This window comes from Melissospora conviva (assembly GCF_049523535.1).
GTDB classification, from domain to species: Bacteria; Actinomycetota; Actinomycetes; order Mycobacteriales; family Micromonosporaceae; genus Melissospora; species Melissospora conviva.
The window spans coordinates 150,082-170,580 of the sequence record NZ_JBLLDT010000008.1 but is presented as its reverse complement, the minus strand read 5'-3'; the positions used below and the strand labels follow the sequence as shown (position 1 = coordinate 170,580).

The 20,499-nt window shown below is 70.9% G+C and carries 17 protein-coding genes; 8 read left to right on the top strand and 9 right to left on the bottom strand.

Annotation, left to right across the window (positions count from 1 at the left end):
* The first annotated feature begins 119 nt into the window (after window positions 1-119).
* Window positions 120-2,585, top strand: coding sequence for a DNA helicase PcrA (gene pcrA, locus ACK8GG_RS18285; protein WP_440356857.1), 2,466 nt, complete (start codon window positions 120-122; stop codon window positions 2,583-2,585).
* Window positions 2,586-2,696: 111 nt separating this feature from the next.
* On the opposite strand, the gene ACK8GG_RS18280 is transcribed toward pcrA, so the two are convergent.
* Window positions 2,697-3,500: a M23 family metallopeptidase gene (locus ACK8GG_RS18280; protein WP_440356889.1), complete on the bottom strand. Its 804-nt coding sequence runs from the start codon at window positions 3,498-3,500 to the stop codon at window positions 2,697-2,699.
* A 357-nt stretch (window positions 3,501-3,857) separates the two neighbouring features.
* A complete protein-coding gene (locus ACK8GG_RS18275; RefSeq protein WP_440352560.1) occupies window positions 3,858-4,559 on the bottom strand; it encodes a M23 family metallopeptidase in 702 nt (233 codons plus the stop codon).
* A gap of 403 nt (window positions 4,560-4,962) precedes the next feature.
* On the opposite strand from ACK8GG_RS18275, the gene icmB reads away from it, so the two are divergent.
* The 4 genes from icmB (at window position 4,963) to ACK8GG_RS18255 (ending at window position 9,393) form a co-directional block, all read left to right on the top strand.
* The gene (gene icmB / locus ACK8GG_RS18270; RefSeq protein ID WP_440349727.1) at window positions 4,963-5,367 is read left to right on the top strand and encodes a coenzyme B12-dependent isobutyryl CoA mutase small subunit; all 405 of its coding nucleotides are present in this window, start codon (window positions 4,963-4,965) and stop codon (window positions 5,365-5,367) included.
* Between the two features lie 480 nt (window positions 5,368-5,847).
* The gene (gene sucC, locus ACK8GG_RS18265) at window positions 5,848-7,026 is read left to right on the top strand and encodes an ADP-forming succinate--CoA ligase subunit beta (protein WP_440352561.1); all 1,179 of its coding nucleotides are present in this window, start codon (window positions 5,848-5,850) and stop codon (window positions 7,024-7,026) included.
* A gap of 2 nt (window positions 7,027-7,028) precedes the next feature.
* Window positions 7,029-7,916: a succinate--CoA ligase subunit alpha gene (gene sucD / locus ACK8GG_RS18260; RefSeq protein WP_440352562.1), complete on the top strand. Its 888-nt coding sequence runs from the start codon at window positions 7,029-7,031 to the stop codon at window positions 7,914-7,916.
* A 178-nt stretch (window positions 7,917-8,094) separates the two neighbouring features.
* On the top strand, window positions 8,095-9,393 hold the full coding sequence (locus tag ACK8GG_RS18255) for a cell division protein PerM (RefSeq protein ID WP_440356856.1): 1,299 nt from the start codon (window positions 8,095-8,097) through the stop codon (window positions 9,391-9,393).
* A gap of 80 nt (window positions 9,394-9,473) precedes the next feature.
* Here ACK8GG_RS18255 and ACK8GG_RS18250 read toward each other — a convergent pair whose 3' ends face one another.
* On the bottom strand, window positions 9,474-9,971 hold the full coding sequence (locus ACK8GG_RS18250) for a DUF4190 domain-containing protein (protein ID WP_440352564.1): 498 nt from the start codon (window positions 9,969-9,971) through the stop codon (window positions 9,474-9,476).
* Window positions 9,972-10,241: 270 nt separating this feature from the next.
* Between ACK8GG_RS18250 and purN the strand changes: the two genes are divergently transcribed.
* On the top strand, window positions 10,242-10,865 hold the full coding sequence (gene purN, locus ACK8GG_RS18245) for a phosphoribosylglycinamide formyltransferase (protein ID WP_440356855.1): 624 nt from the start codon (window positions 10,242-10,244) through the stop codon (window positions 10,863-10,865).
* Window positions 10,862-12,430: a bifunctional phosphoribosylaminoimidazolecarboxamide formyltransferase/IMP cyclohydrolase gene (purH, locus tag ACK8GG_RS18240; RefSeq protein WP_440356854.1), complete on the top strand. Its 1,569-nt coding sequence runs from the start codon at window positions 10,862-10,864 to the stop codon at window positions 12,428-12,430. The genes purN and purH overlap by 4 nt, the downstream gene beginning before the upstream one ends.
* 110 nt (window positions 12,431-12,540) lie before the next feature.
* Here purH and ACK8GG_RS18235 read toward each other — a convergent pair whose 3' ends face one another.
* The 5 genes from ACK8GG_RS18235 to ACK8GG_RS18215 all read right to left on the bottom strand — a co-directional run bounded on the left by ACK8GG_RS18235 (window position 12,541) and on the right by ACK8GG_RS18215 (window position 18,376).
* On the bottom strand, window positions 12,541-13,581 hold the full coding sequence (locus ACK8GG_RS18235) for an ABC transporter ATP-binding protein (RefSeq protein WP_440349720.1): 1,041 nt from the start codon (window positions 13,579-13,581) through the stop codon (window positions 12,541-12,543).
* The gene (locus ACK8GG_RS18230) at window positions 13,565-14,608 is read right to left on the bottom strand and encodes an ABC transporter ATP-binding protein (RefSeq protein WP_440352568.1); all 1,044 of its coding nucleotides are present in this window, start codon (window positions 14,606-14,608) and stop codon (window positions 13,565-13,567) included. The genes ACK8GG_RS18235 and ACK8GG_RS18230 overlap by 17 nt, the downstream gene beginning before the upstream one ends.
* A gap of 61 nt (window positions 14,609-14,669) precedes the next feature.
* The gene (locus ACK8GG_RS18225; RefSeq protein ID WP_440349718.1) at window positions 14,670-15,620 is read right to left on the bottom strand and encodes an ABC transporter permease; all 951 of its coding nucleotides are present in this window, start codon (window positions 15,618-15,620) and stop codon (window positions 14,670-14,672) included.
* Between the two features lie 48 nt (window positions 15,621-15,668).
* Window positions 15,669-16,607, bottom strand: a complete 939-nt coding sequence (locus ACK8GG_RS18220) for an ABC transporter permease (protein ID WP_440349828.1) — start codon at window positions 16,605-16,607, stop codon at window positions 15,669-15,671.
* A 155-nt stretch (window positions 16,608-16,762) separates the two neighbouring features.
* On the bottom strand, window positions 16,763-18,376 hold the full coding sequence (locus ACK8GG_RS18215; protein ID WP_440356853.1) for a peptide ABC transporter substrate-binding protein: 1,614 nt from the start codon (window positions 18,374-18,376) through the stop codon (window positions 16,763-16,765).
* Between the two features lie 432 nt (window positions 18,377-18,808).
* Here ACK8GG_RS18215 and ACK8GG_RS18210 point away from each other — a divergent pair, with 432 nt between their 5' ends.
* Window positions 18,809-19,669 (top strand): bifunctional methylenetetrahydrofolate dehydrogenase/methenyltetrahydrofolate cyclohydrolase, encoded by an 861-nt coding sequence (locus tag ACK8GG_RS18210; RefSeq protein WP_440356852.1) that lies wholly within the window; start codon window positions 18,809-18,811, stop codon window positions 19,667-19,669.
* Between the two features lie 3 nt (window positions 19,670-19,672).
* On the opposite strand, the gene ACK8GG_RS18205 is transcribed toward ACK8GG_RS18210, so the two are convergent.
* The gene (locus tag ACK8GG_RS18205) at window positions 19,673-20,461 is read right to left on the bottom strand and encodes a TetR/AcrR family transcriptional regulator (protein ID WP_440349715.1); all 789 of its coding nucleotides are present in this window, start codon (window positions 20,459-20,461) and stop codon (window positions 19,673-19,675) included.
* Window positions 20,462-20,499 lie beyond the last annotated feature (38 nt).

Genomic DNA, 20,499 nt, shown 5'->3' with positions numbered 1-20,499 from the left:
GGTTTCTCGCTCATCGTTCTGGATTCGCCCCCGTTGCGCCAGTCCCGACCTGCGGGAACTTCGTCACGGTCGGCGCGCGGGGAAGGGATGTCCGGCGGGCGGCATAGACTCGTCCCGCGATGCATCCTCTCTTCGAAATCCCCGCCGCCCACTCCGCCGGGGACGCCGGCGTGACCCCCTCCGCCGCGCCCGGTGACGCCTTGCGTGACGCCCGTCCGCACGGCCGGTATCCCGGTGCCCACGCACTTGATCCGGCGGCGTTGCTGGCCGGGCTCAACACCCCGCAGCGGGAGGCGGTGACGCACGCCGGGAGCCCGCTGCTGATCGTCGCCGGCGCCGGCTCCGGCAAGACGCGGGTGCTGACCCACCGCATCGCGTACCTGCTCGCCGCCCGGGACGTGCACCCCGGCGAGATCATGGCGATCACCTTCACCAACAAGGCCGCCGGCGAGATGAAGGAGCGGGTCGCGGCCCTGGTCGGGCCGCGGGCGCGGATGATGTGGGTCTCCACCTTCCACTCGGCCTGCGTGCGGATCCTGCGGGCCGAGCACAGCCACGCCGGGCTGAAGTCGACCTTCTCCATCTACGACGCCGACGACTCCCGGCGGCTGATGCAGATGGTGGGCCGGGAGCTCGACCTCGACCCGAAGCGCTACCCGGCCCGGGGGCTGGCGGCGCAGGTCTCCAACCTCAAGAACGAACTGGTCGACCCGGAGGAGTTCGCCGGGCGGGCGAAGGGCCCGAACGAGCGCGTGCTCGCCGAGGCGTACACGCTCTATCAGCGGCGGCTGCGCGAGGCGCACGCGCTGGACTTCGACGACCTGATCATGGCGACGGTGAATCTGCTCCAGTCGCATCCGCACGTCGCGGAGACCTACCGCCGCCGGTTCCGGCACGTGCTGGTCGACGAGTACCAGGACACCAACCACGCGCAGTACATGCTGATCAAGGAGCTGGTCGCCGGCACCGAAGGGCTGGCCCCGGCCGAGCTCTGCGTCGTCGGTGACGCCGACCAGTCGATCTACGCGTTCCGCGGCGCGACGATCCGCAACATCCTGGAGTTCGAGCGGGACTTCACCGATGCCCGCACGATCCTGCTGGAGCAGAACTACCGCTCCACCCAGACCATCCTCAACGCCGCCAACGCGGTCATCGACCGCAACACCTCCCGCAAGCCCAAGCGGCTCTGGAGCGACGCCGGCGCCGGCGAGCAGATCGTCGGGTACGTCGCCGACACCGAGCACGCCGAGGCGGACTGGGTGGCCCGGGAGATCGACCGGCTGGTCGACGCCGGCGAGGCCCGCCCCGGCGAGGTCGCGGTCTTCTACCGCACCAACGCCCAGTCCCGGGTCTTCGAGGAGGTCTTCATCCGCGTCGGCCTGCCGTACAAGGTGATCGGCGGGGTGCGCTTCTACGAGCGCAAGGAGGTCCGCGACGCGCTCGCGTACCTGCGTGCGGTGGTCAACGACGACGACACGGTCAGCATCCGGCGGATCATGAACACTCCCCGCCGCGGCATCGGCGACCGCGCCGAGGCATGCGTGGAGGCGCTCTCCTCCCGGGACCGGGTCTCCTTCGGCGCCGCGCTGCGGCGGGCCCGGGAGGCGCCGGGGATCTCCACCCGGGCGGCCAACGGCATCGGCGACTTCGTGGCGCTCCTCGACGAGCTGCGGGAGCTGGCGGAGACCGCCGCTCCGGAGGAGGTGCTGGAGGCGGTCCTGACCCGCTCCGGCTACCTGGCGGAGCTGGAGGAGAGCCTCGACCCGCAGGACCAGGGCCGGGTGGACAACCTCCAGGAGCTCGTCAGCGTCGCCCGTGAGTACACCGAGCGGATCGAGGCCCAGGGCGAGGAGGGCGAGCGGGCCACCCTGGCCGGCTTCCTGGAGCAGGTGGCGCTGGTCGCCGACGCCGATCAGCTGCCCGAGCAGCCCGGTGACGACGAGGCGGAGCACCAGGGGGTCGTCACCATGATGACGCTGCACACCGCCAAGGGGCTGGAGTTCCCGGTGGTCTTCCTGACCGGCATGGAGGACGGCGTCTTCCCGCACCTGCGTTCACTCGGTGACACCCGCGAGCTGGAGGAGGAGCGCCGGCTGGCGTACGTGGGCATCACCCGGGCCCGCCGGCGGCTCTACCTGTCGCGGGCGGTGACCCGCTCGGCCTGGGGCCAGCCGTCCTACAACCCGCAGTCGCGGTTCATGGAGGAGTTGCCGCCGGAGCTGGTCCGCTGGGAGCGCACCGAGGGGTCGTACACCTCCTGGTCGGGCAGCGGCGGCGGGGTCGGCGGCCGCGGCGACTCGGCGGACCGGCCGATCGTCAGCCGCGGCGGCGGCTTCTCCGGCGGTACGCCGAAGGCCGCACGGCTCGCCGAGCGGCTGGGCGTGGATGCCAGCCGGTTGCGGACCGCCAGTGAGCTGCCGTCGGCGCCCAAGGTCGCCGTCGGCGACCGGGTCAACCACCAGCGGTACGGGCTGGGCCGGGTGCAGGCCGTCGAGGGCCATGGCCCGGGCGCCCGAGCACAGATCGACTTCGGTGACCAGGTGCTCTGGCTGGTGCTGCGGCACGCTCCGATCGAGAAGATCTGACCGAGACGTAAAAGCGCCCCCTGACCTGCGACATCAGGTCAGGGGGCGCTGGCTTTGTGTCCGGGCCCCGGGCGTGCTGGGGCCGCGGACGGCGGCGCCGTGCCGGCTGGTTCAGCAGCCGAGGCTGACGCCGCGTTCCCGCATGAAGGGGGCGGGGTCGATCTGGTTCCACATTCCGCCCTGGTGCACCTCGAAGTGCAGGTGCGGGCCGGAGGAGTCGCCGGTGGAGCCCTCCCGGCCGATGACCTCGCCGGCGGCGACGCGGGTGCCGACGCCGACGGAGTTGCTGTTGAGGTGGGCGTAGTGGGTCAGGTACCCGTTGCCGTGGTCGATCACCACGGAGATGCCGTACCCGCTGCTGATCCAGCCGGCGTCGACCACGGTGCCGGCGCCGGCGGCGCGCACCGGGGTGTTCGCCGGCGCGGCCAGGTCCACCCCGGCGTGCAGGCTGCCCCAGCGCGACCCGTAGCAGGAGGTGGTGCTCCCGGCGGGCATCGGGTTGACCCAGGAGGGGCGCGGACTGGGGGTGGCCTTCGGCTTGGCCGTGGTCTTCGGCTTGGCGGTGGGCGACGGGCTGGCGGTGGGCGACGGGCTGGCGGTGGGGCCTGGTGTGGCGGTCGGCGACGGCGCGACCGGGCCGAAGAGCAGCGCGGCCGAGCCGGAGTTGAGGGCGTCGCGGCTGGAGCGGTCTGCCCGCTCGGCGCTCTGCTCGCGCTCCTGCTGGGCGGTGCGCAGCGACGCGCTGTCGATCTGGTCCGGCCGTTCGCTGGAGACCGCGGAGACCTCACCGCTGCTGAGCGCGAACAGGACGCCGGTGGCGGCGGCCGCGGCGGCGTACAGGCGGACGGGGTGCCGCCGGCCGGGTGCGCGGTGCCGGCCGACGACGGGGTTGCCGTCGTTGACGTCGGTCGCGATGTCGGTGGGGCTGTCTTCCGGCACGAATTCGCCTTCGCTGATCGGGAACGGGACCTGGAAATACTGGTTTGTCTCCCGGGTGGTGCCGGGTAGGGGTCTCGTCAGCGGCGAATCAGAGCAAGATCATTCATGTGGATATGTCCGGAAAGATGGCTGAATGGGAGCGCGGGCGGGGCGTGGCGACCGTGAGGGCGGGCACATTCGCCACTGTGGCGCAGACGACTTTGCCGGCGAGGCGGGCCCGATCGGTGGCGGTTCGGCGCGGGAGGAGACGAAGAACCGCCCCACCCCATGACGAAAAACCGCCCGGCCCCAATGGGGTGGGCGGTTCTCGGAGAACGTCGGGAGCGACTGTGGCTAGCTGCCCGTGTTGATCGGCTCGACCTCGAGGTCCAGATCCACGCCCCGCTCGGCCAGGAAGGCCATCGGGTCGATCGGGGAGCCGTTGAGGTGAAGTTCGAGGTGCAGGTGCGCGCCGTACGCATGCCCGGTGGCACCGACCAGGCCCAGCTGCTCGCCGGCCTTGACCTCCTGGCCCTCGGTCACCGTGATCTGCGAGGAGTGTCCGTAGATCGCCTCGGTGCCGTCGGGGTGCTGCACGATCACCGCGTAGCCGTAGCCGCCGAACCAGCCGGCCTTGGTGACCTTGCCGGCGTGCACAGCGTTGTACGGGGTGCCTTCCGGCGCGACGAGGTCGATGCCGCCGTGCAGCGTGTCGCCCTGCATGCCGTACGGGCTGTCGAGCTGGTAGCCGCGCAGCGGCAGCTGCCAGATGTCGGACTCGGCCTGGTCGGCGGCGCGCTCGGAGCCACGCGAAGCGCGCTCGGCATCGGCGGCGCGCTCGGCGAGATCCTGGCCGGCGAGATTCGCCAGCTCCATGTCCGCCAGCGCGGCGGGGGTGACCGTCTTGGCGTCCGGCATCGCCTGGGCGCCGAGGGCGACGAGACCGGCGCCGACGAAAGCGGTGGTGACGACCGCGGCGTAACGGCTGCGGGGTGGGGTGGGTACGCGGCGGCGACCGCGATATCGATCGGGCTCAGACGACAGGCGCTGACGCACGCATACCCTCCGTTGTGGGTTACCGAGGCGACCGGAGCGATGTCCGGTGAACCTCGGATGAACGCTTGCTGGCCGCGTCGTCACCCGGCCATTGACCTGATGACAACCGTGCACACGGTAGCCAACCCCTAGGCGGGCCACAAGTCGTGGCCGGAGATCGGCGTGGCGATGTGCGGTTGTCCGTTGTAGTTTGTTCGTTTTTGACGCCTTATGACGATAACCACTGTGATTGCGCTCCGTGTTCGAATCGCACACCCCGTGTGTTCTTCTCGGGGTTCTCCCTGAGCCGCATCCCTGAGGCCCTCGCCGGCCGGTGCGGGATGCCGGATTCCCACACCGGGCCCGTACGGGTTACCGTTCGACACGTTAACGCCGCACGGTGGCCTGGGAAGGTGTTGCGCTGATGAGCTCTCGACTTCGGATCGTCGTGGCCAAACCGGGGCTCGACGGGCACGACCGGGGCGCCAAGGTGGTCGCCCGGGCGCTGCGCGACGCGGGCATGGAGGTCGTCTACACCGGCCTGCACCAGACCCCGGAGCAGATCGTCGAGGCAGCGATCCAGGAGGACGCCGACGCCGTGGGGCTGTCGATCCTCTCGGGCGCCCACATGACCCTCTTCAAGCGGGTCGTGGAGCTCCTCGCCGAGCGCGACGCCCGCGACATCGTGGTATTCGGCGGCGGCATCATCCCCGAGGCCGACATCCCCGAGCTTGAGCAGGCCGGCGTCGCCAAGATCTTCACTCCGGGGGCGACCACCCAGTCGATCGTGGAGTGGGTACGCGCCAACGTCGCCACGCCGGTCGGCTGACCCTGCCGTACCCCACGCCCTCGCCCGGATCCGGGCAGGGGGAGAGGCCGGACGCACCCCTCACACGTCCGGCCTCTCTATGCGCGATGCCCCGCCGCCACCCCTCGACCGACAGGGCATCGGCCGTACCCGTCGGCGGGCTCTCACACGCCGACACCTGACTCAACGACGGCCCACCCGCGGGGTTACGCGTGCCCCGGACGAGAACAGCACGTCCGCCGACGCCCTCGGAGATCTCACGGCGCCGCCCGCCGGAATCCCACCGCAACCCGCGTGCCCCCGCATTGCACACCTCGCGGCGGATTTCCCGACGTGTGGATTTCCGCACACGGCGCACCCGCTCGGTTGCCGGTGGTGTGCGTCTCGCTAGGCTGCGCCAGACGGCCTGTTGTCGGCTGATGTCGATGACGAGGCCTTAATTCACTGCTTGCTGGCGGCGGCGCGAGGGCGCGTCGCGGAGACGGGACGGGACGCGCAATCGTGGACCTGTACGAATACCAGGGGCGCGAGCTGTTCGAGCGGCACGGATTGCCCGTGCTCGCCGGCGGCGTCGCCACTACCCCTGAAGAAGCAAAGGCCATCGCCGAGGGCCTTGGTGACCGGGTGGTCGTCAAGGCGCAGGTCAAGGTCGGCGGCCGGGGCAAGGCCGGCGGCGTCAAGCTGGCCGAGGGCGTCGACGAGGCCGTTGCCCGGTCCACCGACATCCTCGGGATGGACATCAAGGGCCACACCGTTCACAAGGTCATGATCACGGTGACCGCGAATGTGGCCGAGGAGTACTACTTCTCGTACCTGCTCGACCGCGCGAACCGCACCTTCCTGTGCATCGCCAGCGTGGCCGGCGGCATGGACATCGAGCAGGTGGCGGCGGAGACGCCGGAGAAGGTCGCCAAGATCGCCATCGACGCGAACGACGGTGTCGACGAGGCGAAGGCTCGCGAGATCGTCGCGGCCGCCGCCTTCCCGGCCGAGGTGGCCGAGGAGATCACCCAGATCGCGGTCAAGCTCTGGCAGGCCTTCGTGGCCGAGGACGCGACCCTGGTCGAGGTCAACCCGCTCGCCAAGACGGCCGACGGCTCGATGCTCCTGCTCGACGCCAAGGTCACCCTGGACGAGAACGCCGGCTTCCGGCACCCGGACCACGAGGCGCTGGTCGACCAGGGCGCCGTGGACCCGCTGGAGCAGCGCGCCAAGGAGAAGAACCTCAACTACGTCAAGCTCGACGGCGAGGTCGGCATCATCGGCAACGGTGCCGGTCTGGTCATGTCGACCCTCGACGTGGTCGCCTACGCCGGTGAGCGCAACGGCGGCGTCAAGCCGGCCAACTTCCTCGACATCGGCGGCGGCGCGAGCGCCGCGGTGATGGCGAACGGTCTGGAGATCGTTCTCTCCGACCCGGCCGTGCGCAGCGTCTTCGTCAACGTCTTCGGTGGCATCACCGCCTGCGACGCCGTGGCGAACGGCATCGTGCAGGCGCTGGAGCTGCTCGAGCAGCGCGGCGAGAAGGTCACCAAGCCGCTCGTCGTACGCCTCGACGGCAACAACGCCGAGCAGGGTCGCGCGATCCTGGACGCGGCGAACAACCCGCTCGTGCAGCGGGTGGACACCATGGACGGCGCGGCCGAGCGGGCCGCCGAGCTGGCAGCTGCGGGGGTCTGATCATGGCAATCTGGCTGACCAAGGACTCGAAGGTCATCGTTCAGGGGATGACCGGTTCCGAGGGTTCCAAGCACACCCGGCGGATGCTCGCCGCCGGCACCACCGTCGTCGGTGGCGTCAACCCGCGCAAGGCCGGGCAGAGCGTCGACTTCGACGGCACCGAACTGCCGGTCTTCGCCTCCGTGGCGGACGCGATGAAGGAGACCGGGGCGGACGTCACGGTCATCTTCGTGCCGCCGGCGTTCACCAAGGGCGCGGTCATCGAGGCGATCGACGCCGAGATCCCGCTCGCCGTGGTGATCACCGAGGGCGTGCCGGTGCACGACACCGCCGCCTTCTGGGCGTACAACGTCGCCAAGGGCGCCAAGACCCGCATCATCGGGCCGAACTGCCCCGGCATCGCCTCGCCCGGCGCCTCCAACGCCGGCATCATCCCGGCCGACATCACCGGCTCGGGCCGCATCGGCCTGGTCAGCAAGAGCGGCACGCTGACCTACCAGATGATGTACGAGCTCAGCGACATCGGCTTCTCCACCTGCGTGGGTATCGGCGGTGACCCGATCATCGGCACCACCCACATCGACGCGCTCGCCGCGTTCGAGGCGGACCCGGAGACCGACGCGATCGTCATGATCGGTGAGATCGGCGGCGACGCCGAGGAGCGGGCCGCCGAGTTCATCAAGGCGAACGTGACCAAGCCGGTCGTCGGCTACATCGCCGGCTTCACCGCGCCCCCCGGCAAGACCATGGGGCACGCCGGCGCGATCATCTCGGGTTCGGCCGGCACCGCCGACGCGAAGAAGGCGGCGCTCGAGGCGGTCGGTGTCAAGGTCGGCAAGACGCCGACCGAGACCGCCAAGCTGATGCGGGAGATCATGTCCGCTCGCTGAGCGACAACTCAGCATGGAGAGGCCGGCCGGCGACGGCCGGCCTCTCGCTTTTTGTCCACTCTCGCAAGCCCTGCGGCCCGTTGCAGGGCCTCCGAAAAGGGGAATAGATCACCTGAAGCGCTCGCCGCAGGTGGTTTCGGCGCGCTCCGATCGTGTCGGCGTGCCACAGTAGAGAACGATGTCCTCCGTCACCCCTGACCGCCCACCGCGCTCCGACGTACCGGACGGCACTCCCGCGCGCGTGCGCCGCGGCGCACCGCCTCCGCCGCGGCGTCCCACCGCCGACGGGAGCCTGCGCTCGCGCGCCCCGCTGGCCGTGGCCGCCGCTGTCGCCGTCGGCTGGGCTGCCCTGCTCTCGTACGCGCCGGTGGCGCTCCTGCTCGGTCTGGTCGGGCTCAGCGAGGACTCGACGAACCTCTCCGGCGCGCTCGGTGCCGGCGTCTCCGCCTGGCTGCTCGGGCACGGCGTGCCGCTGCAGACCGCGACCGGTCCGCTCGGGCTGACCCCGCTGGCCCTGGCGGCGCTCGCCGGCTGGCGGCTGGTCCGCGCCGGTGTCCACACCAGTCGCGCCATCGGCGGCCGGGGCAGCGGCTCGTACCGGCTGACCTTCGCCGCCGCCGCCGGCGTGGGCGTCGCCTACGGAGTGCTCGGCGCCGTCGCGGCGCTGCTCGCCGGCCTGAGCGGCACCGAGGTCTCGGTGTGGCGGGCCGCATCGACCCTCGCTGTCTTCGCCGCGCTCGCGGCGCTCGTCGGGGCGGCGCGCACCACCGGCGCGCTCGGCGTCCTCGCCCGGACCCTCCCGCCGCCGGTACGCGACGGAATCCGCACCGGAATCTTCGCCGCCGTGCTGCTGCTGGCGGTCGGGGCGGCGGTGAGCGGACTGGCGGTCGCGCTCGGCGGCGCCGAGGCGGGCGACATGATCGGCGCGTACCGCACCGGGCTGGCCGGTCAGGCCGGCATCACTCTGATCAGCCTGGCGTACCTGCCGAACTTCGCGGTCTGGGCGGTCGCGTATCTGCTCGGGCCGGGCTTCGCCGTCGGCGTGGACACCACCGTGCGGACCACGGAGGTTTCTCTCGGGGCGCTGCCGGCGGTGCCGTTGCTGGCGGGGCTGCCGCACGAACCACTCGGTGTGGCCGGCGGCCTGCTGCTCGCACTGCCGGTGCTGGTCGCGATGATCGCCGGCTGGCTGCTCGCCCGGCGCACGCTGCGGCTGGCGGAGCACCCGGCCGTACCCGGCTGGCGCACGCTGTTAGGCGCCGCCGCGATCGCCGGCCCGGTCGCCGGTCTCCTGCTCGGTGCCGTCGCCGCGGCCTCCGGGGGTGGCCTCGGCGCGGGACGGATGGCCCAGTTGGGTCCGGTGGCTTGGCAGGTCGGTCTGATGGCCGCGGTGGTGATCGCCGCGGGTGCGCTGGCCGGTGCAGCCGCGGGTCGTCGTTTCGCCCCGCCACCGCCCCGCCGCAACGCCCGCCCGTAATTCAAGGGCCGGCCGGGAAGCGCACACGGAACGGGGCGCCCCGGGAGCGAATGCCCCGGAGCGCCCCGTTCGCGGATGCCTCAGAAGCTGCCGGTGCCGGTGCCCAGGTTGAACATGACGCTGACAACGGTGGACACGATGCTCACGACGACCCCGGCGATACCGAGGATCAGACCGGCCTTGGCCTGCCCGTCGTTGTTGGCCTGTCCCTCCTGGACCTTCTTGCGGCCCAGGAAGCCGAGCACGGCCGCGACGATGCCGATCGGGATGGCGAAGACGCCGCAGCAGAGGCCGAGCACGACGCCGACGATGCCGGTGATCATGGCGATCAGGCCGAAGGTGTTGTTGGGCTGCGCCGGGGGCTCGCCGTAGCCGCCACCCGGGTAGGGCTGCTGGCCGTACTGCGGGGGCTGCTGGCCGTACTGCGGCTGCTGGCCGTACGGGTCCTGGCCCGGGGTGGGCTGCTGGCCGTAGGGCTGGCCGGAGGTGGGCTGGCCGGGCGTGGGCTGCTGGCCGTAGGGGTTCTGGCCCTGCGGCTGCTCGCCGTACGGGTCCTGACCGGGGGTACCGGGCTGCATGATCCGAGACTCCTTCATGATGTTCCGGGATGCGATGCGGACGTTGCGGTTGCCCGAAGGCCTGTGCCCCAAGGCCGAACACCCCAAGGCGGACGCACGCTCTCGCGGTCGATTGAGTGCCCCCAGACCGAAGATCGGGTGCGTCGGCAGCGTACCTGCTCACGGCAACTATCGCGGGTCGAGCGCGGGGCCCGGTGGCCTTCTGCCCGGCGGGCGGGACGTCGCTCGGCCCGATACACCGGGGTCCAGCAGGACAGATAAGGTGCACACGTGACCGCCTCCGAGTCCGCCGCCCGTCGCCTGGTCGTCCTGGTGTCCGGCTCCGGCAGCAACCTCCAGGCGCTGCTCGACGCCGCCGCCGACCCCGCCTTCGGAGCCAGGGTGGTGGCTGTCGGGGCCGACCGGTCCGGCATCGCCGGGCTCGACCGCGCCGCCGCCGCAGGCGTGCCGACCTTCGTCGAGGAGGTCAAGGCGTACCCGTCGCGCAGTGACTGGGACCGGGCGCTGACCGCACAGGTGGCCGCCCACCAGCCGGACCTGGTCATCTCGGCCGGGTTCCTCAAGCTCGTCGGGCCGGACTTCCTGGCCGAGTTCGCCGGCCGCTACCTCAACACCCACAACACCCTGCTGCCGGCCTTCCCGGGCATCCACGGCCCGCGCGACGCGCTCGCCTACGGCGTGAAGCTCACCGGCGCCACCCTCTTCTTCGTCGACGCCGGTGTGGACACCGGTCCGATCGTCGCCCAGGTCGCCGTACCGGTCCTCGACGACGACGACGAGGAGACCCTCACCGAGCGCATCAAGGACGCCGAACGACGCCAGCTCGTCGAGCAGGTGGGGCGGCTGGTACGCGACGGCTGGACGATTACCGGTAGAAAGGTCCACATTCCGTGAGTTCATCTGAGGCCGGACGGCGCCCGATCAAGCGGGCCCTGGTCAGCGTCTACGACAAGACCGGTCTGGTCGAGCTGGCGCAGGCGCTGCACGCCGCCGGTGTGGAGATCGTCTCCACCGGCAGCACCGCGGCGACCATCGCCGGCACCGGCGTTCCGGTGACCAGCGTGGAGTCGGTGACCGGCTTCCCCGAGTGCCTCGACGGCCGGGTCAAGACCCTGCACCCGCGGGTGCACGCCGGCCTCCTGGCCGACCTGCGGCTGCCGCAGCACGGCGCGCAGCTCGAGGAGCTGGAGATCCGCCCCTTCGACCTGCTGGTCTCCAACCTCTATCCGTTCACCCAGACCGTCGCCTCCGGCGCGAGCGTCGACGAGTGCGTCGAGCAGATCGACATCGGCGGTCCGGCGATGGTGCGGGCAGCGGCCAAGAACCACCCCTCGGTGGCCGTGGTGACCTCGGTCGCGGCGTACCCGCTGATCGCCGAGGCGCTCGACGGGGGCGGCTTCACCCTGGCCGAGCGCCGGGCGCTCGCCGCCCGCGCCTTCGCCGACATCGCCGAGTACGACGTGGCGGTGGCGAACTGGTGCGCGCAGACCCTAACCGATGGTGACGTCGAGTGGCCGGCCTTCACCGGGCTGGCGCTGACCGCCGACCGGACCCTGCGGTACGGCGAGAACCCGCACCAGCAGGCGGCGCTCTACACCGATCCGGCCGCACCGGCCGGGCTGGCGCAGGCGCAGCAGCTGCACGGCAAGGAGATGTCGTACAACAACTACGTCGACGCCGACGCGGCGTGGCGGGCGGCGAACGACTTCAGCGAACCGGCGGTGGCGATCATCAAGCACGCCAACCCGTGCGGAATCGCGATCGGCGCCGACGTGGCGCAGGCGCACCGCAGGGCGCACGCCTGTGACCCGGTCTCGGCCTTCGGCGGCGTGATCGCCGTCAACCGGCCGGTCTCGGTGGAGCTGGCCGGCCAGATCGCCGAGATCTTCACCGAGGTGGTGGTGGCCCCGGGCTTCGCCGACGGCGCGGTCGAGGTGCTCGCGGCCAAGAAGAACATCCGGCTGCTGCAAGCGCCCGCGTGGCGGCCGGCGGCGGCCGAGTGGCGCCAGATCAGCGGCGGGCTGCTGGTGCAGCAGGCCGACCGGATCGACGCCGCCGGTGACGACCCGGGCAGCTGGCGTCTGGCCTGCGGCGAGGCCGCCGACGAGGCGACCCTGCGCGATCTGGCCTTCGCCTGGCGGGCGGTGCGCGCGGTCAAGAGCAACGCGATCCTGCTGGCCCGCGACGGGGCCACCGTCGGGGTCGGCATGGGGCAGGTCAACCGGGTCGACTCGGCGCAGCTGGCGGTGACCCGGGCCGGCGCGGACCGGGCCAAGGGTGCGGTCGCCGCCTCGGACGCCTTCTTCCCCTTCGCCGACGGCCTCCAGGTGCTCGCCGACGCCGGTATCACCGCCGTGGTGCAGCCGGGCGGCTCAGTCCGCGACGAGGAGGTGATCGCGGCCGCGCAGGCGGCCGGGATCACCATGTACCTCACCGGCACCCGGCACTTCTTCCACTGATCCGGGGCTGACCGGCCCTGGTCGGCAGCCATTCCGGCCCCTGGCCGCGCGGCGATTCGCTTCGCGACCCGGGGCCGGCCTGCATCAACCGGCCCGCCGGCGACCGGCCGTCAGCCGGGGTTGACCCGGGTGTCCACCTCGGCGAAGTGGCAGGCCGACGGGTGCGGATCGGCGGCCTGCGGCACCAGCAGCGGCTCCTGCTGCGCGCAGATCTCCTGCGCCTTCCAGCAGCGGGTGCGGAAACGGCAGCCCGAGGGCGGGTTGGCGGGGGAGGGGACATCCCCGGTCAACCGGATGATCTCCCGCTGGCCGCGCAGCTCCGGATCGGGCACCGGCACCGCCGAGAGCAGCGCCTGTGTGTACGGGTGCGTCGGCCGCTCGTAGATCTCGTCCTCGGTGCCGATCTCGACGATCTTGCCGAGGTACATGACCGCGATCCGGTCGGCGATGTGGCGCACCACCGACAGGTCGTGGGCGATGAAGATGTACGACAGCCCCAGCTCGTCCTGGAGCTGCTCCAGCAGGTTGACCACCTGGGCCTGGATCGACACGTCGAGCGCGGAGACCGGCTCGTCGCAGACGATGATCTCGGGCCGCAGGGCCAGGGCACGGGCGATGCCGATGCGCTGACGCTGACCGCCGGAGAACTGGTGCGGGTAGCGGTTGATGTGCTCGGGGTTGAGCCCCACCAGGTCCAGCAGCTCCCGCACCCGGGCCTGCCGCTGTCCCTTCGGCGCCACCTCGGGGTGGATCTCGAAGGGCTCACCGATGATGTCGCCGACAGTCATCCTCGGGTTCAGCGACGTGTACGGGTCCTGCATCACCATCTGCATGTTGCGCCGCAGCCGGCGCAGCTCACCCCCGCGGGCGGCGAAGAGATCACGACCTTCCAGCGTGGCCCGTCCCGAGGTGGGCGTCTCCAGCCGCATCAGCAACCGGGCCAGGGTGGACTTGCCGCAGCCGGACTCGCCGACCACCCCGAGCGTCTCGCCGCGGCGCAGCTCGAAGCTGACACCGTCGACCGCGCGTACGGCGCCGACGGTCTTGCGGAACAGGATCCCCTGGCTGATGGGGAAGTGCTTGACCAGATTGTCGACGGCGAGGATCGTCTCGCCGCGCACCTTGGTGCGGGTGTCAGCCGAGGCGGCCATCGTGCACCTCCTTGGCGAAGTGGCAGGCGCTGTACCGGCCGGGAGCACCGACCGGGATCTCCGGCGGCACGACCTCGCGGCAGACCTGCTGGGCGTACGGGCAGCGGGGGTGGAAGGGACAACCGGCGGGGATGTCCATCAGGTTCGGAGGCAGGCCCTTGATGGTGGCCAGCTTCCGGCCGCGCACGTCCATGCGCGGAATCGACTCCAGCAACCCCTTGGTGTACGGGTGGGCCGGGCTCTTGTAGAGCGAGCGCACGTCGGCGTGCTCGATGATCCGGCCGGCGTACATGACGGCGATGCGGTCGGCCACGTCGGCGACCACCCCGAGGTCGTGGGTGATCAGGATCATGCCCATGTTCAGCTCCCGGCGCAGGTCCGCCAGGAGATCCATGATCTGCGCCTGCACCGTCACGTCCAGGGCGGTGGTGGGCTCGTCGGCGATGAGCACCCGGGGCTTCATCGCCAGCGACATGGCGATCATGACGCGCTGGCGCATGCCGCCGGAGAACTGGTGCGGGTAGTCCGAGATGCGCTCCCGCGCGGCGGGAATCTTGACCAGCTCCATCAGTTCGACGGCGCGGCGGCGGGCGTCGGCGCGGGAGAGCCCTTCGCGTACCCGCAGGGTCTCGGCGATCTGCCAGCCGACGGGGAAGACCGGGTTCAGCGCCGAGAGGGCGTCCTGGAAGATCATCGCGATCTCCTTGCCCCGGACCTGGCGGCGCGCCTCCTCGCTGATGGTGAGCAGGTCGCGGCCCTGGTAGAGGATCTGGCCGGAGCGAATCACCGCGGGGGGCGTGTCGAGGATGCCCATGATCGCCTGGGCGGTCACGGACTTGCCGGAACCGGACTCGCCGAGCACGGCGAGCGTCTCGCCCGGGTCCAGGTGGTACGAGACGCCGTTGATGACCTTCGAGAGGCCCTCGGCGGTGTGGAATTCGACGTGCAGATCCCGTACGTCGAGCAGGTGCGGGGTGGCCGCGGTCGCGTCCGGGCCGGCGGCGGGTTCGGCGGTGGCGTGCGTCATGGGCGATTTCGCCTTTCACTCGCGGCCGGGTGGCGGGTCTGGGTCATCGCGCCGCTTCCCATCAGCGCAGCTTCGGGTCGAAGGCGTCCCGGATGGCGTCGCCGAGCATGATGAAGGCGAGGACCGTCAGGGCGAGGAAGGTGGAGGGGACCGCCAGCGGCAGGGCCGATTCGCGCATGTGGGCGCGGCCGGTGTTGATGTCGATGCCCCAGGAGATCGTCGGCGCCTTCAGGCCGATGCCGAGGAAGGAGAGGGTCGCCTCGGCGGCGATGAAGGAGCCGAGCGCGATCGTCAGCACCACCACGGCCGGCGCCAGTGAGTTGGGCAGGATGTGGCGCCACATGATGCGGCCGTTGCCGGCGCCGAGCATCCGCGCCGCCGCCACGTAGTCCTGCTCCTTGGCGCTGATCACCGAGGAGCGCACCACCCGGGCGGCGGTGGTCCAGCCGAGCACGGCGAGCACGAAGACGACCGCCATGATCCGCACCGAGGGGGCGTCGCTGCTGATCCGCTTGAGCAGCACGATCGCGGCCAGCAGCAGCGGGATGCCGAGCACCACGTCGATGACGCGGGAGATCACGGCGTCGACCCAGTGGCCGAAGTACCCGGCGAGCATCCCGACGACGATCGCGATGAGCCCGGTCAGCGCCGCGGAACAGACGCCGACGATCAGGGACGCCCGGGCGCCGTAGACCGCGCGTGCGTACGTGTCGCAGCCCTGGAAGTCGTATCCGAAGATCGCTCCGCCGGAGGGGCCGGCGTGCTGGCGGGACAGGACGCAGTCCTGCGGGTCGTTCGCGGTGAACAGGCCCGGAAAGGCGGCCATGGCGCTGACGAGCGCGACCAGGGTGAGGCTGATCCAGAAGATCGGGTTTCGGCGCAGGTCCCGCCAGGCGTCTCCGGCGAGGCTGCGGACCTTGGCGGGCTTGCCGGCCGCGGCGTCCTGCTCGCCGGCGGGGCCGGGGCGTGCGGCCGGGTTCTCCATGGCCGCGACGGTTTCGAAGTCGCTCATTTCCGTACCTCGCTGCGGATAGTCCGTGGGGAGCGGGCGGCGCTGCGGTCACTCATAACGGATCCTCGGGTCGAGCACGGCGTAGAGGATGTCGACGATCAGGTTCGAGATCAGATAGATGATCACGAGGACGCTGACCAGGCCGACGACGAGCGGGCCGTCCTCGGTCTGGATGCCGCGGAAGAGGTTGAAGCCGACGCCCGGGATGTTGAAGACGCCCTCGGTGATGATCGCGCCGCTCATCAGGTTCCCCAGCTCCACGCCGAGGAAGGTGATGACCGGGATGAGGGAGTTGCGCAGCACGTGGACGCTGATGATCCGCCGGTGCTTGAGCCCTTTGGACTTGGCGGTGCGCACGTAGTCGGCGCGCAGGCTCTCCGCCACCGAGGTGCGGGTCAGTCGCAGGGCGGTGGCCAGGGAGAGCGAGCCGAGCACGATGCCGGGCAGCAGTAGCGCGTAGAAGCTCGGATCGGAGCCGGCGGTGGCCGGGAACCACTGCCACTTGACGCCGAAGAGGTACTGGGCCAGCGGCGCGAGCACGATGGTCGGCACGCCGAGCACCAGCAGCGTCAGCACCAGGGTGGAGTTGTCGAAGATGCTGCCGCGGCGCATGCCGGCGATGACGCCGGCGCTGACTCCGAAGATGACCGCCACGCCGATGGCGATGAGGGCCAGCTTGGCGGTGACCGGCCAGGCCGCGGAGAGGATGTCGCCGATGCTGCGACCGGTCAGCGACTCGCCCAGGTCGCCCTGGAGGAGGTTCTTGATGTAGTCGAAGTAGCGGTAGAAGAAGCCGTCGACGCCGGTCTTGTCGAGGTGGAACTTCTCGGTCAGATAGGCGCGCTGGGCCGGGGTCACCGGGCGTTCGCCGGCGAGCGCCTGGATCGGGTCGTTCTGCCCGGCGAACATCAGGGCGTAGACGATCAGCGTCGTGCCGAAGAAGGCCAGCACCATCTGGAGCAGGCGCCGCACGATGTAGCGGAACATTGCGCGCATCTCTTTCTGCCGAGGCGAAGGCTGTCGTCTCCGTTGACTGCCGGCCGCGCCGTCGTCTGAGGGCGGGGGCTCGGATGCCCCCGGACGTGGCCCCGGGCCATCCGGTGGTGCCTACCGGATGGCCCGGACCCGTCCAGCTCGCGGATCTAGCTGATCGCTTCGATCTTGAGCAGGTCGACCCGGTTGAAGACGTCGATGTGGACGTCCTGCACCTTGGTCGAGTGGCCGTAGTTGTTCTGGCCGTAGCGCAGCGGGATGGCCGGCATGTCCTCGGCGAGGAGGTCCTCCGCCGCCTGGTACTTGGCGATGGCCTCTTCCTCGGTGGCCGCCGCGGCGCCTTCGGCCAGCAGCTTGTCGAACTCGGGGTTGCTGTAGCCGTAGTAGTTCGACGAGCCGTTGGTGCTGAACAGCGGGCCGAGGTAGTTCTCCATCGACGGGTAGTCCATGACCCAGCCCATCCGGAACAGGCCCACGTTCTCCTGCTTCTCGACCTTGGTCAGCAGGTCGGCGAACTTCGGCTCGGCGTTGCCGACGACCTCGATGCCGAGGTTGGCGCTGAGCTGGTTGGCGGTGGCGTCGACCCAGTCCTTGTGGCCGCCGTCGCCGTTGTAGGAGATGATGATCTTCGACGGTCCGCCGGCCTCGGCGTACAGGGCCTTGGCCGCGGTCGGGTTGAACTCGCCTGCCGCGCCGATGGTGTCGTCGCGGTAGCCCGCGACCACCGGGGAGACGAAGGAGCGCGCCGACTGCTGCGAGCCCTTGAAGACCGCGTCGGAGATCTCGTCCCGGTCGATCGCCATCGAGATGGCCTTGCGCACGTCCGGGTTGCTGAAGTCCTTCTGGTACGTCGGGAAGGCCAGCAGCTGGATCGTCGAGGCCGAGCTCTGCTGGTAGCGCTCACCCAGGTCGGCCGAGGCCGTGCTGAGGTTCTCGGTGGGGATCGTCTTGATCACGTCGAGGTTGTTCGAGAGGACGTCGGCGTAGGCGGCGCTGTTCTGCTGGTAGATGCGGAACTCGACACCGGCGACCTTGGGCTGCTGGCCCGTGAACTCGTCGTACTTCTCGACGACGACCTTGGCGTCGTGCTGCCAGCTGCCGCTCATCTTGAACGGGCCCTGGCCGATCGGGGCCTCCTGGTACGCCGGGTCGAGCACACCCGGGGAGGTGAACGCCGCCGACGGCATCGGGTAGAAGGCGGTGTAGCCGAGCATCGCGCGGAAGTCGGCGTACGGCTCGACCAGCTCGACGGTCATCGTCAGGTCGTCGACCTTCTTCAGTCCGGTGAGGGTGGTCGCCGCCGGGGTGGCGCCGTCCTCGGCGGCCTGCATGTCGGCGTAGCCGGCGATCTTCTCGAAGAAGTAGTTGTTGTTCTGGCCGTTGGGGCCGTACGCGCCGTAGTTCCAGGCGTCGATGTAGTTCTGGACCGTGACCTTCTCGCCGTTGTGGAAGGTGTAGCCGTCCTTGAGGGTGATGGTCCAGTTCTGGTTGTCCTCGCTGGTCACCGACTCGGCTGCGACCTCGTACGGCATGTGCTGCTCGTCGTAGTCCACCAACGGGCTGAACAGGGCTGAGAGCACCTGCGAGCCGCTGGTCTCGCTGGTGTTGGTGGGAACCAGATACTGCGGTTCCGCGATCTCGATCGAGACCGTGGCGTTGGGGTTGCTCTCGCCGGAACCGCCGTCGCCGTCACCGCAGGCCACCAGGCCGAGGGTCACCACGAGCGGGAGGGCGGTCCAGGCCGCGAGTCTGCGAACCTGCATGGGGCCTCCTCGTTTCGTCACGCTGCGCATCCGCATGGGAGTGAAGACATAACGCAACGTGTCGCCACGATAGGTCGGCAACCCGGGCGGCGACCAACCTGCCCGGGTACTGGAAGCCGCTGACGGGACCGGGATATTTGCCACTAACCGGCTTGCGTGCTAGTCGGCGGACGCCATCAGGGCAACTGAGCGCGGCCGTTTAGGGAACCTTTGAGGCACTGGGCCGACTGTGTCGGCAAGTAAGTGGTTAATCCTGTTTGCCCGTGCTGGTGGTGATGCGAGTCAATGGCCAGTCCTGCCGGTTTTCTGAGTAATGACAATTACACCGAGTGACGAAGGGAACATCACGGAACGTGGTCGGGTCTGCCCGGGTGGAGTCCTTCGGCTCGGGTAGCCCGGCTGCCGGGTGCGCCGCGTGAGACGATCAGGGACGTGACGGCGAAGGTTCTGGACGGCAAGGCGACCGCGACGCAGATCAAGGACGAGCTGCGGCTGCGGGTCAAGGCGCTGACGGATCGGGGCATCGTCCCCGGGCTGGGCACGGTGCTGGTCGGCGCCGACCCGGGCTCACAGGCGTACGTCAACGGCAAACACCGCGACTGCGCCGAGGTCGGCATCGCCTCGATCCGCCGCGAACTGCCGGCGGACGCGACCCAGGAGCAGGTGGAGGCGGTCCTCGCCGAGCTCAACGCCGACCCGGCCTGCCACGGCTACATCGTGCAGCTGCCGCTGCCGGCCCACCTCGACACCCAGCGGGTGCTGGAACTCATCGACCCGGACAAGGACGCCGACGGGCTGCACCCGGTCAACCTCGGCCGGCTGGTCCTCGGCTACGACGCGCCGCTGCCCTGCACCCCGCGCGGCATCGTGGAGCTGCTGCGCCGCTACGACGTGCCGCTGCGCGGCGCGAAGGTGGCGGTCGTCGGCCGCGGCAACACCGTCGGCCGCCCGCTCGGGCTGATGCTGACCCGCCGCAGCGAGAACGCCACCGTGACCCTCTGCCACACCGGCACGCTCGACCTCGCCTCGCACACCCGGCAGGCCGACATCGTCATCGTCGCCGCCGGCGTGCCCGGGCTGCTGACCGCCGAGATGGTCAGCCCCGGCGCGGTCGTGATCGACGTCGGCATCACCCGGATCGTCGGCGCGGACGGCAAGGGCCACTACACCGGTGACGTGGAGTCCGATGTGGCCGACATCGCCTCCGCCATGGCGCCGATGCCCGGCGGGGTCGGCCCGATGACCCGGGCCATGCTGCTGAGCAACGTCGTGGAGCGCGCCGAGCGCGGCTGAGGCTCAGCCGCCGGCCGTTCCCGCCGGCCGTCCGCCCTCGATGAGCACGCCGAGGCCGTCGAGGGTCCGTGCCAGCCCGAACTCGTAGGCGTGCGCCGGGTCGTACGCCGCGTCGTGGGCGGCCCCGGCGGCGGCCCCGACCCGTGCCGCGGTCGGGTAGCGCTGCGCATCGAGCACCTCGGCCAGCAGCGGCCCGTTCGCGGCCCACCACTGGGCCTCGGTCTGCGCGCTCGCCGTCCGTGCGGCGGCGACCTCGGCCGCGGCCCGGGCGGCGGCCTGGACGAAGCCGAGCAGGTACGTCAGCGCCGCGTCCCGCTCCACGTCGCTGAGGCCGGTGCCGTCGAAGGCGCGCAGTTCGTGTTCGTACTTCGCCATCATGCCGGGGCCCAGTGGCGGCCGGGCGGTGCAGACGAGCGCGGCCCACGGGTGCCGGCGGTACAGCTCCCAGTTCTGGCGGGCGACGCTGCTCAGCCGGTCCCGCCAGGGCCGGTCGCCGTGGCCGGTGCGGGGCATCGCGGCGTAGGCGGCGTCCAGCATCAGATCCAGCAGCTCGGCGCGGCCGGGGACGTAGGTGTAGAGGCTCATCGGCGCGATGCCGAGCGCCTGCGCCACCCGGCGCATGGTCAGCGCGCCGAGGCCTTCGGCGTCGGCCAGTTCGGTCGCCGCCGCCACGATCCCGTCGAGGGTGAGTGCCGGCCGGGGGCCGCGGCGGCCGGCCCGGTCGCCGTCGCGGCGCCAGAGCAGCTCCAGGGTGCGGCTCGGGTCGCCGGCACCACTGCGATCGTCGGACATGTGGCCAATTGTCGCACGGCCACTCCGTACGTCGTACG

Coding starts and splice junctions, on each gene's coding strand:
- pcrA (WP_440356857.1), top strand. CDS start 120: ATGCATCCTCTCTTCGAAATCCCCGCCGCCCACTCCGCCGGGGACGCC.
- icmB (WP_440349727.1), top strand. CDS start 4,963: ATGAGCTCTCGACTTCGGATCGTCGTGGCCAAACCGGGGCTCGACGGG.
- sucD (WP_440352562.1), top strand. CDS start 7,029: ATGGCAATCTGGCTGACCAAGGACTCGAAGGTCATCGTTCAGGGGATG.
- ACK8GG_RS18255 (WP_440356856.1), top strand. CDS start 8,095: ATGTCCTCCGTCACCCCTGACCGCCCACCGCGCTCCGACGTACCGGAC.
- ACK8GG_RS18250 (WP_440352564.1), bottom strand. CDS start 9,971: ATGCAGCCCGGTACCCCCGGTCAGGACCCGTACGGCGAGCAGCCGCAG.
- ACK8GG_RS18235 (WP_440349720.1), bottom strand. CDS start 13,581: ATGGCCGCCTCGGCTGACACCCGCACCAAGGTGCGCGGCGAGACGATC.
- ACK8GG_RS18230 (WP_440352568.1), bottom strand. CDS start 14,608: ATGACGCACGCCACCGCCGAACCCGCCGCCGGCCCGGACGCGACCGCG.
- ACK8GG_RS18225 (WP_440349718.1), bottom strand. CDS start 15,620: ATGAGCGACTTCGAAACCGTCGCGGCCATGGAGAACCCGGCCGCACGC.
- ACK8GG_RS18220 (WP_440349828.1), bottom strand. CDS start 16,607: ATGTTCCGCTACATCGTGCGGCGCCTGCTCCAGATGGTGCTGGCCTTC.
- ACK8GG_RS18215 (WP_440356853.1), bottom strand. CDS start 18,376: ATGCAGGTTCGCAGACTCGCGGCCTGGACCGCCCTCCCGCTCGTGGTG.
- ACK8GG_RS18205 (WP_440349715.1), bottom strand. CDS start 20,461: ATGTCCGACGATCGCAGTGGTGCCGGCGACCCGAGCCGCACCCTGGAG.